At 61.6% G+C, this 14,684-nt stretch carries 12 protein-coding genes; 11 read left to right on the top strand and 1 reads right to left on the bottom strand.

The annotated features are described in order from the left end of the window. The first annotated feature begins 102 nt into the window (after positions 1-102). Entirely contained in the window at positions 103-1,074 is a 972-nt protein-coding gene (locus CLV45_RS11180) for a T9SS type A sorting domain-containing protein (RefSeq protein WP_157807417.1), read from the top strand. 150 nt (positions 1,075-1,224) lie between these two features. Beyond that, the gene (locus tag CLV45_RS11175; protein ID WP_100336433.1) at positions 1,225-2,403 is read left to right on the top strand and encodes an MFS transporter; all 1,179 of its coding nucleotides are present in this window, start codon (positions 1,225-1,227) and stop codon (positions 2,401-2,403) included. Positions 2,404-2,478: 75 nt separating this feature from the next. On the opposite strand, the gene CLV45_RS11170 is transcribed toward CLV45_RS11175, so the two are convergent. Beyond that, positions 2,479-3,501, bottom strand: coding sequence for a LacI family DNA-binding transcriptional regulator (locus tag CLV45_RS11170; RefSeq protein WP_100336432.1), 1,023 nt, complete (start codon positions 3,499-3,501; stop codon positions 2,479-2,481). A 277-nt stretch (positions 3,502-3,778) separates the two neighbouring features. Here CLV45_RS11170 and kduD point away from each other — a divergent pair, with 277 nt between their 5' ends. The 9 genes from kduD (at position 3,779) to CLV45_RS11125 (ending at position 14,623) form a co-directional block, all read left to right on the top strand. After that, positions 3,779-4,549: a 2-dehydro-3-deoxy-D-gluconate 5-dehydrogenase KduD gene (gene kduD / locus CLV45_RS11165; RefSeq protein WP_100336431.1), complete on the top strand. Its 771-nt coding sequence runs from the start codon at positions 3,779-3,781 to the stop codon at positions 4,547-4,549. A gap of 102 nt (positions 4,550-4,651) precedes the next feature. Beyond that, positions 4,652-5,482 (top strand): 5-dehydro-4-deoxy-D-glucuronate isomerase, encoded by an 831-nt coding sequence (gene kduI, locus CLV45_RS11160; protein ID WP_100336430.1) that lies wholly within the window; start codon positions 4,652-4,654, stop codon positions 5,480-5,482. 29 nt (positions 5,483-5,511) lie between these two features. After that, entirely contained in the window at positions 5,512-5,862 is a 351-nt protein-coding gene (locus CLV45_RS11155) for a cupin domain-containing protein (RefSeq protein WP_100336429.1), read from the top strand. 114 nt (positions 5,863-5,976) lie between these two features. Beyond that, positions 5,977-7,965, top strand: a complete 1,989-nt coding sequence (gene pelA / locus CLV45_RS11150; RefSeq protein WP_245882865.1) for a pectate lyase — start codon at positions 5,977-5,979, stop codon at positions 7,963-7,965. 10 nt (positions 7,966-7,975) lie between these two features. Beyond that, entirely contained in the window at positions 7,976-9,502 is a 1,527-nt protein-coding gene (locus tag CLV45_RS11145; RefSeq protein WP_100336427.1) for a tagaturonate reductase, read from the top strand. After that, entirely contained in the window at positions 9,499-11,154 is a 1,656-nt protein-coding gene (locus CLV45_RS11140) for a UxaA family hydrolase (RefSeq protein ID WP_100336426.1), read from the top strand. Before CLV45_RS11145 ends, CLV45_RS11140 begins: the two co-directional genes overlap by 4 nt. A 176-nt stretch (positions 11,155-11,330) precedes the next feature. Then, positions 11,331-12,782 carry a glucuronate isomerase gene (uxaC, locus tag CLV45_RS11135; protein WP_100337017.1) on the top strand — a complete coding sequence of 484 codons (1,452 nt, stop codon included), beginning with the start codon at positions 11,331-11,333 and terminating at the stop codon, positions 12,780-12,782. 66 nt (positions 12,783-12,848) lie between these two features. Further along, complete coding sequence (locus CLV45_RS11130) at positions 12,849-13,859, top strand: sugar kinase (RefSeq protein ID WP_100336425.1); 1,011 nt, start codon at positions 12,849-12,851, stop codon at positions 13,857-13,859. A 107-nt stretch (positions 13,860-13,966) separates the two neighbouring features. Beyond that, on the top strand, positions 13,967-14,623 hold the full coding sequence (locus CLV45_RS11125; RefSeq protein ID WP_100336424.1) for a beta/alpha barrel domain-containing protein: 657 nt from the start codon (positions 13,967-13,969) through the stop codon (positions 14,621-14,623). Positions 14,624-14,684 lie beyond the last annotated feature (61 nt).

Genomic DNA, 14,684 nt, shown 5'->3' with positions numbered 1-14,684 from the left:
ATCTATCATCGAATTCCCACAAAAAAGTTCTCCTTCGTTATGAAGAAAAATCTACTCGCTGGCCTTACTCTTTCGGCTGCTTTGTTTGTATCCGGGCAGGCTATGGCCCAAACGCCCGGTTTCGTACGCTGGAACCTGGAGGCCAACAACCAGGACAACGCCGCCGTGCGCTCCGGCCTCACCGGCGCTCCTTCGACCTTCAAGCGCCTGGTAATTTCCGACGGCCTGGTGCCCACCAACGCCACGGCCTACGCACCTTACACGGCCGGTCTGGGCCAGGCGTTTGCCGTATTGTCGAATGGCGGCGGCTGGAGCTCTAACGCTACGCCTCCCGGCCCCGGCAGCGCACCCCGCCGCACGTTCTACACGCAGTTTCAGGCCACCGCTACCGCTGCCACCCGCCTCGACTCGCTGATTCTGGACGCCTCGGTAGCCAGCTCGGCCGCTGGTAAAATTGCGGTGATGTACTCGCTGAGCAACTTTGTGTCCGACTCGGCCAGCATCACGGCGGCCAAGGGCCCGGCTATTTCCAACTCCACCGTAACCCAGCCCGGCGGTTTGCTGCCGGCTACTGCCAATGGCACCTTCGGCACGGGCACGGGCACTTCCAATGCCGGCGCGGTACTGCCCCAGTACGCCACGGGCGGCGTGCCCAGCACCTTCCGCTTCGCCCTGACCAACGGGGCCGGCCTGGCCCTGGCGTCGGGTCAGACCCTGACCGTGCGCCTGTACTTCGGCGTGGGCAGCAGCAGCGTGGGCCGCTACGTATTCCTGCGCAACGTAACGCTGAAGAGCACCCAGCCCGCCCTGGCCAGCAAGCAGGCCGTGGCTAAGCAAAGCCTGAACGTATATCCCAACCCCGCCCAGGATTTCTTGGCCGTAGCGCACCCCGCCGCCGCCAAAGGTGCTACGGTAGCCGTGTATTCCTCGAACGGTCAGAAAGTAGCTTCCTTGGCTGCCCAGCCCAACTCGACGGCCACCGAAGTGCGCCTCTCGACGCTGACGGCCGGTATCTACCTGGTTGAGTACAACGACGGTCAGCAGCGCATCACGTCTAAAGTGGTAAAGCAGTAACTGCCCGCGGTGTTAACCGTTTAATGAGCGACGCCCGGTGTACACCGGGCGTCGTTTTGTTTGTTGGAGCCCTGGAAGTAGGCCCGGCGGTGCACCGGGGCTGGCAGCAGGCCGTGGGCAGAATTTTTGAGTATGAGTGTTTCCCAAAAAATGGCGCCGTCCGCCGGAGCTGCGGCAGCGGCCTCAAGCCCAGCTTCGGCCCGCCTGGCCATTGCCGTATTTTTCCTGGTTTCGGGCTTTGGCTACGCCACTTGGGCCTCGCGCATTCCCACCATTCAGCAGCACCTGAGCCTGGATGAAGCCGAACTGGGTGGGGTGCTGCTGGCCCTGCCCACCGGCTTGCTCCTGACCCTGCCCGTGACGGGCTACCTGCTGCAGCGCTTCAGCAGCCGACAGATTATGCTGGTCGGGGCGGTGCTCTACAACGTGGCCCTGGGCCTGCTGGGCTTTGCCCAGTACACCTGGCAGCTGGTCGGGCTGCTGTTTTGCTTTGGCTGCTCCCGCAACCTGCTCAACATTTCCATGAATGCCCAGTCGGTGGGCGTGCAGGCCCTGTACGGCCGCTCCATTATTGCCACATTTCACGGCGTGTGGAGCGTGGCGGGCTTCGCCGCCGCCGCGGTAGGCGCTGGCCTGATTAGCCTCCACATTGCTCCCAGCTACCATTTCGTGGCCGTAGGAATGGTGCTGACGGGCCTGGCCCTGGCTTTCTTTCCGCGCAGCCTCGACCTGGTCCCGCCACCATCCGCGGCCGACCAGCCCGCCCGGCCCCGGTTTGCCCTGCCCGGCAAGCACCTGCTCAAATTCGGCCTGATCTGCTTTGCCTCCATGGCCTGCGAGGGCACCATGTACGACTGGAGCGGGGTGTATTTCAACAAGGCCGTGCACGCGCCCCCAAACTGGGTGGCTGCCGGCTTTGCTACCTACATGGTGGCCATGACCACCGGCCGCTTCCTCGGCGACTGGCTCGTGAACCGCTACGGCGTGCGGCCCCTGCTGCGCGGCAGCGGTGTGCTCATGACCCTAGGCCTGGCCTTGGCGGCCCTGCTACCGCAGCCGCTGCCGGCCGCACTGGGCTTTGCGCTGGTGGGTCTGGGCGTCTCGTGCGTGGTGCCAATGGTGTTCAGCATGGTGGGCCGCTCCAGCCACTTAAGCTCGGGCGCGGCCATTGCGGGCGTGTCCACGGTGGGCTATATCGGCTTTCTGCTGGTGCCGCCGGTGGTGGGTTTTGTTGCTTCGGCGGCCAATCTGCGCTGGTCGTTTGCCCTGATGGCCCTGCTGGGAATCGTGGTCGTGCTGTTGGTATCGACCCTAAAAGACAGCGAGTAAATCGACTTGCCTGTAACGAAAAAGGCCCTGAATCAGATTCAGGGCCTTTTTTGTCAGATAAGGTTCGGTCGGAAGCTAGCTTACCACCGTGCGGGTCGATTCGCGGGCAATGAGCGTCGTCGGGATTTTAATCACGCTCGGCGGGGCGGCTTTCTGCTTGCGCTCAATGAGCTCGATGAGGCGCTCGACGGCCACCTGCCCGATTTCCTGGGCCGGCTGCACCACCGTGCTCATGGCGGGCGAGAGCAGTTCGGCCACGGTCATGTTGGTAAAGCCAATCAGGGCCACGTCCTCGGGAATGCGCAGGTTGCGCTTCTGCAACGCGCCCAGGCAGCCGGCGGCCAGTCGGTCGCTGGCGGTGAAGAAGGCGTCGGGCCTGGGGTCCAGGGCCAGCAGCTCGTCCACCATCGGGCCTACTTCATCGGGGCCGAAGGTGCCGTAGCGAATCAGGTTTTCGTCGTACGGAATGCCGTGCTTTTCCAAAGCGGCGCGGTAGCCGGCCAGGCGCTCCTGGGTGATGGACAAAAACGGCGGAATGGTCAGGTGGGCAATGCGCCGCCGGCCCGACCAAATCAGGTGCTCAGTGGCCTCAAAAGCGCCCTTAAAGTTGTCGGCCACCACCTGGGTAGCGTTGAGCTCGGAGGAAACCCGGTCGAAAAGGACCACCGGCATGCCCTGATCCTGGAGCTCCCGCAGGTGGGTCACGTCGGAAGTTTCGCTGGAAAGTGAAATTAGCAGCCCGTCTACCCTTCGTGACACGGCCTGCTGCATGTTCACCACTTCCCGCTCGTACGACTCGTGGGTCTGGAAAATAATGACGTGGTAGCCGCGGTTGTAGGCAATGGCCTCGATGCCGTTGATGGCTTGGGAAAAGAAGTAGTTGGCAATCTGCGGAACGATGACGCCGATGGCGCGGCTGCGGTTTTCCTTCAGGCTAAGCGCAATCGGGTTGGGCCGGTAGTTGAGCCGCTCGGCGTATTCCATGACCAGCCGTTTGGTCTCAGCGTTAATCTCATAGCTCCCGCGCAGGGCCCGCGACACCGTGGAGGTGGACAGGTTCAGGGCCTTGGCAATATCCTTTATGGTAACGTTATCCAAGAGGTGGGCTTGTTAAAGTGCAATTGTAGAAAAGGCCGGGAAGGAAGCCGTTTCGGGGCCTAAAGTAGAGTTCTATTCCGAATTTCTCCTCATCCCGGTTTTGGTACCCGGCAAAAAGGCGTATCGGCAACGTTCCCGATAACGTTTGCACAAATAAACATTGTGCTATTCTTCCTTTTGCCTGGGCCATGGTGTAAACTTATCAAACCGGTTTTTGGGCAGATAGTGCCCGAATCCAGTTCCCATTCTCTAAAAAGTTACGAAACCCGCCCCACCCATGCCCACCTCTTCCAGCTTTAGCCTCGCCGGTAAACTCGCCCTCGTTACGGGCTGCAACCGCGGCATCGGGCAAGCCATGGCCCTGGGCCTGGCCGAAGCCGGCGCCGATATCATCGGCGTTTCGGCCACGCTGGCTCTGAGCGGCTCCGAGACCGAGCAGCAGGTGCGGGCCCTGGGCCGCGAGTTTCACGCCTACCAGGCCGACTTCAGCAACCGCGGCGCCGTGGATGCCTTTATCGAGCAGGTGCAGCAGGACTTCCCCCGCATCGACATTCTGATCAACAACGCCGGCACCATCAAGCGCGCTCCGGCCGCCGAGCACTCCGATGAGCTCTGGGACGAGGTGCTCCATATTAATCTGGATGCACCCTTCCGCCTGGCCCGTGCCATTGGGGGGCGCATGCTGGAGCAGGGGAGTGGCAAAATCATCTTCACGGCCTCGCTGCTCACGTTTCAGGGCGGCATCAACGTGCCGGGCTACGCGGCCAGCAAGGGCGCCATCGGCAGCCTGGTAAAGGCCCTGGCCAACGAGTGGGCGGGCCGCGGCGTCAACGTCAACGCCATTGCCCCCGGCTACGTTGCTACCGACAACACCGAAGCCCTGCGCAACGACCCGGACCGCAGCCAGAGCATTCTGGCCCGCATCCCGGCCGGCCGCTGGGGCACCCCGGCCGACTTCAAAGGCCCCACCGTCTTCCTGGCCTCCCAAGCCGCCGACTACATCCACGGCACCATCCTCACCGTCGACGGCGGCTGGATGGGCCGATAAAGGTGAAATTGTGAAGTGGTGAAATTGTGAGTTTTTTGTTCTCGCAGCACCACTTCAATCAACTTACAATTTCACCATCTCACAATTTCACCATTCCTCCCGATGACCCAACGATATGCTGTCAGCCCCCGCGAAACTGCGGGCATGAACACGACCGAACTGCGCGAGCATTTTTTGATCGAACGCCTGTTTGTGGCTGATGATATTACCCTGGTATACACCCATTACGACCGGATGATTGTGGGCGGCGCCGTGCCGACTGACAAGCCGCTCGTGCTGCCCTGCCCGCCCAATTTGAAGGCCGACTACTTCCTAGAGCGTCGGGAACTGGGTATTCTCAACGTGGGCGGGGCCGGCCAGGTCTTGGTCGATGGCACGACCTACGAGCTGGGCAACCAGGATTGCCTCTACGTGGGCAAAGGCGCCCAGGACGTGCAGTTTTTGAGCACTTCGGCCGATACCCCGGCCCGGTACTACCTACTCTCGGCCCCGGCCCACGCCCAGCACCCGACCACGCTCAAAACCCAGGCCGACGCGACGCCGGTGGAAATGGGCGCCGTGGAAACGGCCAATCAGCGCACGATTTACAAGTACATCTACTCCGAAGGCATTCAGAGCTGCCAGCTGGTAATGGGCCTGACCCAGCTCAAAACCGGCTCGGTGTGGAACACGATGCCCTCGCACACCCACGACCGGCGCATGGAGGCGTATCTGTACTTCAATATGCCCGCCGGGCAGCGGGTGCTGCACATGATGGGGGAGCCCAACGAAACCCGCCCGCTGTGGGTGAGCAACGAGCAGGCCATTCTCTCGCCGCCGTGGTCGATTCACACCGGCTGCGGCTCCAGCAACTACGCTTTCATCTGGGGTATGGCCGGCGAAAACCGCGAGTACACCGACATGGACGCCGTGGCCCTGGACCAGCTCCGCTAACTCGTTTTAACCGCCAATTTTCCCCGCCCATGAGCACTGCCACCAAGGATATTCCGGCCAGCTTTATTAGTGAGCAGGACGCCGTCTGGACCGACGTTGGGCCCGGCATGCGCCGCCGCATCATCAGCTACGACGCGCAGATGATGCTGGTGAAGGTAACCTTCGAAACCGGCGGGGTAGGGGCCCTGCACCACCACGTGCACGTGCAGCAGAGCTACATCCAGAGCGGGGTGTTCGAAGTGACCCTGGGCGAGAACAAGCAGGTGCTGCGGGCCGGTGACGCGTTTTACGTGCCCTCCGACGTGTGGCACGGCGTGGTGTGCCTCGAAGCCGGCGTGCTGATTGACGCGTTTTCGCCGATGCGGGAAGATTTTGTGTAGACCTGCAAAGGCAAATTGAAAGAAGAAAAGATGAAAGGGTATTTGAAGGCAATGCTTGTGCTGGCAGGGGCAATTTTGGGAGAGGTTTCCTCGGCCTACGCACAGCATTTGACGGTGGCTTTGGATGGCTCGGGCGACTTCCCGACCATTCAGGCCGCCGTCAACAGCCTGCCCGCCAGCGCCACTCAGCAACGGGTGATTCGCATCAAAAAAGGTACGTATAAAGAAAAGGTCTTTATCGACGGTAAGGACCACATTACCCTGCAGGGCGAATCGGAAAAGGGCGTTATTTTGACCTTTTCCCAGGCCAACGCCATCTTCCGCTGCGACCCGGCCACCGCTAACGACTGGACCATTGCCACGCTCAGCCTGCGCAACAGTCCGGACGTCACGCTCGAAAAGCTGACGGTGATGAATACCTACGGGGCCGAAGCTACCGGCCCGGTTACCATCGACTGCCCCTCGGACCCCACGGGCAAGAAGGTTATCAAGAAGTCGGACCACCAGATGGCACTCTACACCGGCAAGGGCACAACCCGGCTGACGGTGAAAAACTGCACCTTCCGCACCCTCGGCAACGACACGGTGAGCCCCTGGGACGCCGAGGCCGGCGTGTACTACTTCAAGGACTGCACGATGGAAGGCAGCGTGGATTTTTACTGTCCGCGCGGCTGGGCCTACGCCGAGAATTGCCGCTTTATCTGCCACAATATGAATGCCGCCATCTGGCACGACGGCTCGGGCAGCAAAGACGCCAAAACGGTGCTCAAGAACTGCACCTTCGAGGGCGACGACAACTTCAAGCTGGGCCGCTACCACACCGAGTCGCAGTTCTACCTCATCGACTGCCAGTTCCCCAGGAACATGGCCGACGCGGATATCTACGCCGCGCAGTCGGGCAAGGGCGCGCCGCAGTGGGGCCGCCGGGTGTACTACGCCGGCTGCCACCGCCAGGGCGGCGACTACGCCTGGCACCGCGACAACCTGAATACGGCCGAAAACGCGCCCAAAGCCAAGCAGATCAACGCTGCCTGGACGTTTGGCGAGCGGTGGAAGCAGTTTGGTACGGCCTCGGTTTCGGCTTCGCACAACCTGAAAATGGGTGGGCTGATGGCCGAAGTCATTGACACCACGGCCGAGAAAATGCTGGTTTACCAGCGCAGCATCGGCGGCTGGCCCAAGGCGGTAAAGGAGAAAAAGGTGGACTACAAGCTGCCGCTGACGGCCGCCGTGAAGGCCGCTACCCTGGCCGACGCGGGCCGCCCGGACGCCACCATCGACAACAACGCCACGACCCGGGAAATCGAGTATTTGGCCAAAGCCTACAAAGCTACCGGCAACGCGGCCTACCGCGCCGGGGCCGAAAAAGGCATCCGCTACTTGCTGAAAATGCAGCACAAAAACGGCGGCTTCCCCCAGTTTTACCCCGACAGCAGCAGCTACCGGGCCCAGATTACCTACAACGACAACGCCATGGTACGGGTCCTGAACCTGCTCAAGGCCGTGGCCGAAAAGCAGGCCGACTACGCCGCGCTGGACCCGAGCCTAGTGCCGGCCGCCAAGCTGGCCGTGGACAAAGGCGTGAGTTGCATTCTGAAAACCCAGTACGTGCAGCGCGGCAAGCTTACGGCCTGGTGCGCCCAGCACGACCGCAAAACCCTGCTGCCCTGCAAGGCCCGGGCCTTCGAGCTGGCCTCGCTCAGCGGTATGGAAAGCGTGGGCATCGTCGAGTTCTTGCTGACGCTGGACAACCCCTCGCCGGAAGTGAGAAAGTCGATTGCGGCGGCTATTGTCTGGTTTCAGGAAGTGAAGCTCGAAGGCTTTGCCGCCAAGGATATCACCGACGCCACCCAGCCCTCGGGGCGCGACCGGGTGATTGTGCCCGAAGCCGGCAGCGTCATCTGGGCCCGGTTCTACGACCTGGAAACCAACAAGCCGATTTACGTGGGCCGCGACGGAGTGAAACGCGCTGCTTTAAGTGAGATTGAGAATGAGCGCCGGGCGGGCTACGTGTACGCCAGCACCTGGCCGCAAAAATTGCTGACCAAGGACTATCCGAAGTGGCAGCAGAAGTGGGAGAAGAAAGAAGGAAGCAAAATTTAAGGCTCTGATTATGGCCAATTTATCCAAGCAAGCGGCAGTAGCCCTCTCGTCATCGGTCGTCGCAATGCCCGAGGCGGCCCACTTCGAGCTGCCCGAAAAAGTGCTGCAGTTCGGTACCGGCGTGCTGCTGCGCGGCCTGCCCGACTACCTCATCGACAAAGCCAACCGCCAGGGCCTCTTCAACGGCCGCATCGTGGTGGTCAAGTCCACCGACGGCGGCGACGCCACGGCTTTCGACCGGCAGGACGGGCTCTACACGCTCAGCATCCGCGGGGTGGAAGATGGCCGCACCATTGAGGAAAACGTGGTGTGCTCGGCCATCAGCCGGGTATTGTCGGCCAAAAGCCAGTGGGAGCAGGTGCTGGAAGTAGCTAAAAGCCCCGAGCTGACGGTTGTTATTTCCAACACCACCGAGGTCGGCATTCAGCTGGTGTCGGAGTCTATCAAGCAAAGTCCGCCCCAGTCGTTTCCCGGCAAGCTGCTGGCCGTGCTCTATGCCCGCTACCAGGCGTTTGAGGGTGCTGCTGATAAAGGCCTGGTCATTGTGCCCACTGAGCTGATTCCCAACAACGGCTCGAAGCTGGAAAGCATTGTGCTGGAGCTGGCCCACCTCAACGGCCTCGACGCGGAGTTCATCGAGTGGCTCGAATCGGCCAACTCCTTCTGCAACTCCCTCGTGGACCGTATCGTGCCCGGCCGCCCCGACGCCGCCACCCAGGCCGCCCTGGAAGCCGAGCTGGGCTACTCCGACGACTTGCTTACAATGTCGGAAGCCTACCTACTGTGGGCCATTGAGGGCGACGCGCACGTGAAATCGGTGCTGACTTTCGAGCAGGCCGACGCCGGTGTTATCGTGCAGCCCAACATCGACTTGTTCCGCGAATTGAAGCTGCGCCTGCTCAACGGCACCCATACGCTCAGCTGCGGGCTGGCCCATTTGGCGGGTTTCGATACCGTACGGGGCGCCATGGACGACGCGGCTATGGCCGGCTTTATTCAGAACCTGATGCTGGCTGATTTGCTGCCCGGTATTCCCTACAACGTAGACGAGAAAGTGGGACAGCGCTTCGGCATGCAGGTTTTGGACCGGTTCCGTAACCCCTACATCGAGCACCGCTGGCTGGGCATCACGCTCAACTACACCATGAAAATCCAGATGCGCAACGTGCCCACGCTGCTGCATTACTACAAGAAGCTGGCCGTGGTGCCCGACTACATGGCCCTGGGTTTTGCCGCCTACCTGCTCTTTATGCGCGGCACCCGGCAGCACGACGAGGTATGGTACGGCGAAGCCAACGGCCAGACCTACCCGATTCAGGACGAGAAGGCCGGCTACTTCGCCGACCTCTGGCAGCGCCAGCAGCCGGCGGAATTAATCGGAACCGTACTGCGTAATAAAACCCTCTGGGGTCATGATCTGGCCCAACTACCTGGCTTCGCGGCCCGCGTCGAAAAGTACCTGCACAAGCTGCTGCAGGACGGCGCGGCGGCCACGCTGGCCAGCTATTTCACCCAAAAGGTTTCCCTTGCCTCATGAAGCATTTAGTAGCCCAGATTCACCCGCACGACAACGTCCTGGTAGCCCTCACGGATCTGCCCATCGGTACGCCCGTGCCGTGGAAGGACGGCATGATTACGACCACCCAGGCCATTCCGGCCAAACACAAAGTAGCGCCCCAGGCCTTCGAGCCCGGTGATTTGGTGCACATGTACGGCGTGCTGGTAGGTAAAGTCCGGGAGCGTATTCCGCTCGGCGGCCTGCTTACGACGTCCAACATTCAGCACGCCACCGATTCGTTTGACCAGACCTCCGGTATGCACCGCCTCAACTGGCCCGTGCCCGACGTGTCGAAGTGGCAGGAGCGCACCTTCATGGGCTTCCACCGCGCCGACGGCCGCGTGGGCACGGCCAACTACTGGCTGGTGATTCCGCTGGTATTCTGCGAAAACCGCAACATCCAGGTGCTCGAAGCGGCTTTGGTAGACGACCTGGGCTACGGCCGCAAGAAGTCGTACCAGCCCCAGACCCAGGAGCTGATTTCGTTGATGCAGGCCGGTAAAACGGTGGAGGAAATCCTGGCTACCGACCTGCACTCGGCCGAAAACAGCCGCCAGAAGCCCCGCCTGTTCCCCAACGTGGACGGCGTGCGGTTTTTGCAGCACGAAGGCGGCTGCGGCGGTATCCGCCAGGATGCCCAGACGCTCTGCGGCCTGCTGGCCGGCTATATCACCCACCCCAACGTGGCCGGCGCCACGGTGCTGAGCCTGGGTTGCCAGAACGCCCAGGTGAGCATGCTCCAGGACGAAATCAACAAGCGCAGCCCCCAGTTCTACAAGCCGCTCTACATTCTGGAGCAGCAGAAAATCGGCACGGAAGAGGCGCTGATCAGCACCGCGCTGCGCCAGACCTTTGCCGGCCTGATGCAGGCCAACGCCCAGCACCGCCAGCCCGCGCCGTTGAGCAAGCTGACCATCGGTCTGGAGTGCGGCGGCTCGGACGGCTTCTCCGGCATTTCGGCTAACCCCGCCGTGGGCCACGTGTCGGATATGCTCGTCGCCCTCGGTGGCTCGGTTATTCTGGCCGAATTCCCCGAGCTCTGCGGGGTAGAGCAGGAACTCGTGGACCGCTCGGTAGACCAGCCGACGGCCGAGCGGTTCAGCTCCCTGATGAAGGCCTACGGCGAATCGGCGGTGGCCGTGGGCTCGGGCTTCGACATGAACCCTTCGCCGGGCAACATTCGCGACGGTCTGATTACCGACGCCATGAAATCGGCCGGTGCCGCGCGCAAAGGCGGGTCTTCGCCGGTAGTAGCCGTGCTGGATTACCCCGAGCTGGTGACCAAGCCCGGCCTGAATCTGCTCTGCACGCCCGGCAACGACGTGGAATCGACGACGGCCGAAGTCGGGTCGGGGGCCAACATCGTGCTCTTCACTACCGGTCTGGGCACGCCCACCGGCAACCCGATTGCGCCCGTGGTGAAGATTTCGAGCAACACGGCCCTGGCCAAGCGCATGCCCGACATCATCGACATCAACACCGGCACTGTTATCGACGGCGAAGAAACCATCGAGCAGGCCGGGGAGCGGATTCTAGACTACGTCATCCGCGTCGCCAGCGGGGAGGAAGTAGCCGCCGTCCGCCACGGTCAAACCGACTTCATTCCCTGGAAACGGGGTGTTTCGCTGTAATTGGTTGATTGTTGAGAGTTGATTGTTAGTCGTTCAACAATAACAATCAATTCTCAACAATCAACCAAAACCCAAACTCAGGAGAGTTCAGGACGCACCTCTTACGCCAGAGCTTTACCTTGCCTTTGTAACCCGACCACACTCTTATGGCCGACTTCCCACCCGGCCTTCCGATTATGAAAAAGCCTTTCCTCGACGCGGATTTCCTGCTGCAGACCGAAACGGCCCGCACGCTGTACCACCAGCACGCGGCCCCGCAGCCCATCATCGACTACCACAACCACCTGCTGCCCGACCAGATTGCCGAGGATAAGCAGTTTGAAAACCTGGCTCAGCTCTGGCTCTACGGCGACCATTATAAGTGGCGGGCCATGCGCACCAACGGCATCGATGAGCGCTACATCACCGGCGACGCGTCGGACTGGGAGAAGTTTGAGAAGTGGGCCGAAACCGTGCCCTACACCCTGCGCAACCCGCTCTACCACTGGACTCACCTGGAGTTGCAGCGCTACTTCGGCGTGACTGAAGTGCTCAACAAGGAGTCGGCCCGCCGCATCTGGGAGCACTGCAACGCCCTGCTCCAAACGCCCGAGTACTCGGTGCGCGGCCTGCTGCGCAAGATGAACGTGCGCACGCTCTGCACCACCGACGACCCGGCCGACTCGCTGGAACACCACCGCGCTCTGGCCGACAGTGACTTCGAGGTGCAGGTGCTGCCCACCTTCCGGGCCGACAAAGCCATGACGCCCGAGGACGCGGCCGGCTACAACGCCTACCTCGACAAGCTGGGCGCTTCAGCCGCCGTCGACATCGTGAGCTACCACGATTTGCAGACCGCCCTGCGCGTGCGCCACGACTACTTCGCCGCCCTGGGCTGCCGCTTGTCGGACCACGGCCTGGAGCAGATCTACGCCGCCGACTATACCGACGCCGAAGTCAGTGCCATCTTCGCCAAAGTGCGCGGCGGCGAGACGCTGGAGCGCAGCGAAATCCTGCAGTTTAAGTCGGCCATGCTGGTGTTCCTGGCCGAGCTCGACTGGGAAAAGGGCTGGACCCAGCAGTATCACGTGGGCGCCCTGCGCAACAACAACGCCCGGCAACTGCGGCAGCTCGGCCCCGATACGGGCTGGGACTCCATCGGCGACTTCGCCCAGGGCCAGGCCATGAGCAAGTTCCTGGACCGCCTCGACACCCAGGACAAGCTGGCCAAGACGATTCTCTACAACCTGAACCCGGCTGATAACGAGCTGTTTGCCACCATGATTGGCAACTTCCAGGACGGCACCATTCCCGGCAAGCTGCAGTTCGGCTCGGGCTGGTGGTTCCTCGACCAGAAAGACGGCATGGAGCGCCAGATCAACGCCCTGTCGAACCTGGGCCTCTTGAGCCGCTTCGTGGGCATGCTCACCGACTCGCGCAGCTTCCTCTCGTACCCGCGGCACGAGTACTTCCGCCGGATTCTGTGCAATATCCTCGGCAACGACGTGGAAAACGGTGAGCTGCCCGACGATATGCAACTGATTGGCACCATGGTAGAAAACATCTGCTACCACAACGCCAAGGGCTATTTCGGCTTCGAAAAGCAGGCTGCCGCCGTGGAAACCGCCGGTGTAGCCGAGAAAGCCTAGCTTGCGGCGGGCCGGCTAACCAGCGGGCCCGCTCTTTCCCATTCCTTTACTCACAACGACCCTTAGATGAAGCAGGTAGTAACGTTCGGCGAAATCATGTTGCGGCTCTCGCCGCCGCTGAACTACCGCTTAACCCAAACCGCCACCTTCGAAGCCACCTACGGCGGCGGCGAAGCCAACGTAGCCGCGTCTTTGACCCAGCTGGGCATGCCCGCGGCCCACGTCACCTGCTTTCCGGCCAACGAGCTAGGCCAGGCCGCTACCCAGCATTTTCAGCGCTACGGCGTGAATATGGCGCACACCGTGTTTCGCGGGGAGCGGCTGGGCTTGTACTTCCTCGAAGTTGGGGCTTCGATGCGGCCCAGCAAAGTGGTCTACGACCGGTTCGACTCGGCCTTTGCCAACCTGCGGCCCGAAGACTTCAACTGGGAAGAAATTCTCAAAGATGCCAGCTGGTTTCACTGGACGGGTATCACGCCGGCTATTTCGGCGGCGGCGGCCCAGGCCTGTAAAGACGCCATTGCCACGGCCCGCCGTTTGGGCATCACCGTGTCGGGCGACGTGAACTACCGCCGCAACCTGTGGCAGTACGGCCAAAAAGCCCAGGATGTAATGCCCGGGCTGGTCGAAGGCTGCGACGTCATCGTTGCTTCCGAAAACGATTCCGAAGATTTATTCGGCATTGTACCGCAAGAAGGTGCCGCGCATAGCTTTACTTCGATGGCCGAACAGCTGATTGCCCGCTTCCCGAACGTGAAGCAGGTCATTACTACCCGGCGCGAAACCCTGAGTGCGTCCCACAACCAGCTCAAAGGTATCCTCTACGACGGCCAGAACTTCGTGGAAAGCCCCAGCTACGACATCGTGCCCATCGTGGACCGTATCGGGGGCGGCGACGCCTTCATTGCGGGCTTCATCTACGGCTCGCTCACGACCAACGACCAGCAGCAGGCCCTGACCTTCGGGGTAGCTTCTTCCGCCCTTAAGCACACCATTCACGGCGACTTCAACCTGGCCACCAAAGCCGAAGTCGATGAAGTCGTGAAAGGCAACACCTCGGGGCGCCTGCTCCGATAGAGTTGATTGCTGATTGCTGGGAGTTGATTGTTGCCGTTCAACGATAACAATCAACTCCCAGCAATCAGCAACAAACAATCAACTCCCAACAATCAACAACCAAGAAAATGTCCCAATACTCTTCCGCCGAAGTTCTGGAGCGCGTGCTTGCGGCGCCGCTGGTGCCGGTCTTCTTTCACGCTGATGCGGCCTACGCCCGGCGCGTGGTGCAGGCTTGCTACGAGGGTGGTATCCGCGTATTTGAATTCACGAACCGCGGCGCCAACGCTTTCGAGGTCTTTGGCCAGCTGCAGCGCTACGTGCGGGAGCACCTGCCCGAAATGCTCCTGGGCATCGGCACCATCTACACCGCCGCCCAGGCCGAACAGTTCATTAGTGCCGGCGCCGACTTCGTGGTGCAGCCCATCATGACCACCGACGTGGCCGAGGCCTGCCACCGCCACGACGTGGCCTGGGTGCCCGGCGCCATGACCCTCACCGAAGTCTACAACGCCCAGCAGCTGGGCGCGGGCCTGGTGAAAATCTTCCCCGGCAACGTGCTGGGGCCCGATTTTATTAAGAGTCTGCGCGGGCCGATGCCTACGGTGAAGCTGATGGTAACCGGCGGCGTAGAGCCCACCGAAGCCAGCCTCACCGAGTGGTTTGGGGCCGGCGTGAACGTGGTTGGGATTGGCTCCCAACTCTTTAAAGGTGCCGATGACGTGGCCGTCATCGCGCCGCGTATTGCGCCGCTCATGCAATTTCTCACCTCTCGCGCCTCGTGATGCAAACAGCCCCGGTTATCCCCCCAGCCGCGCCCAACTCACCCTTGCTGGAAAACTCCCC

The organism is Hymenobacter chitinivorans DSM 11115 (genome assembly GCF_002797555.1).
GTDB lineage: Bacteria > Bacteroidota > Bacteroidia > Cytophagales > Hymenobacteraceae > Hymenobacter > Hymenobacter chitinivorans.
This window is presented reverse-complemented; position numbering and strand designations above follow the sequence as displayed.

Coding starts and splice junctions, on each gene's coding strand:
- CLV45_RS11140 (WP_100336426.1), top strand. CDS start 9,499: ATGAAGCATTTAGTAGCCCAGATTCACCCGCACGACAACGTCCTGGTA.
- CLV45_RS11180 (WP_157807417.1), top strand. CDS start 103: ATGGCCCAAACGCCCGGTTTCGTACGCTGGAACCTGGAGGCCAACAAC.
- CLV45_RS11145 (WP_100336427.1), top strand. CDS start 7,976: ATGGCCAATTTATCCAAGCAAGCGGCAGTAGCCCTCTCGTCATCGGTC.
- kduI (WP_100336430.1), top strand. CDS start 4,652: ATGACCCAACGATATGCTGTCAGCCCCCGCGAAACTGCGGGCATGAAC.
- CLV45_RS11175 (WP_100336433.1), top strand. CDS start 1,225: ATGGCGCCGTCCGCCGGAGCTGCGGCAGCGGCCTCAAGCCCAGCTTCG.
- uxaC (WP_100337017.1), top strand. CDS start 11,331: ATGAAAAAGCCTTTCCTCGACGCGGATTTCCTGCTGCAGACCGAAACG.
- CLV45_RS11130 (WP_100336425.1), top strand. CDS start 12,849: ATGAAGCAGGTAGTAACGTTCGGCGAAATCATGTTGCGGCTCTCGCCG.
- CLV45_RS11155 (WP_100336429.1), top strand. CDS start 5,512: ATGAGCACTGCCACCAAGGATATTCCGGCCAGCTTTATTAGTGAGCAG.
- CLV45_RS11125 (WP_100336424.1), top strand. CDS start 13,967: ATGTCCCAATACTCTTCCGCCGAAGTTCTGGAGCGCGTGCTTGCGGCG.
- kduD (WP_100336431.1), top strand. CDS start 3,779: ATGCCCACCTCTTCCAGCTTTAGCCTCGCCGGTAAACTCGCCCTCGTT.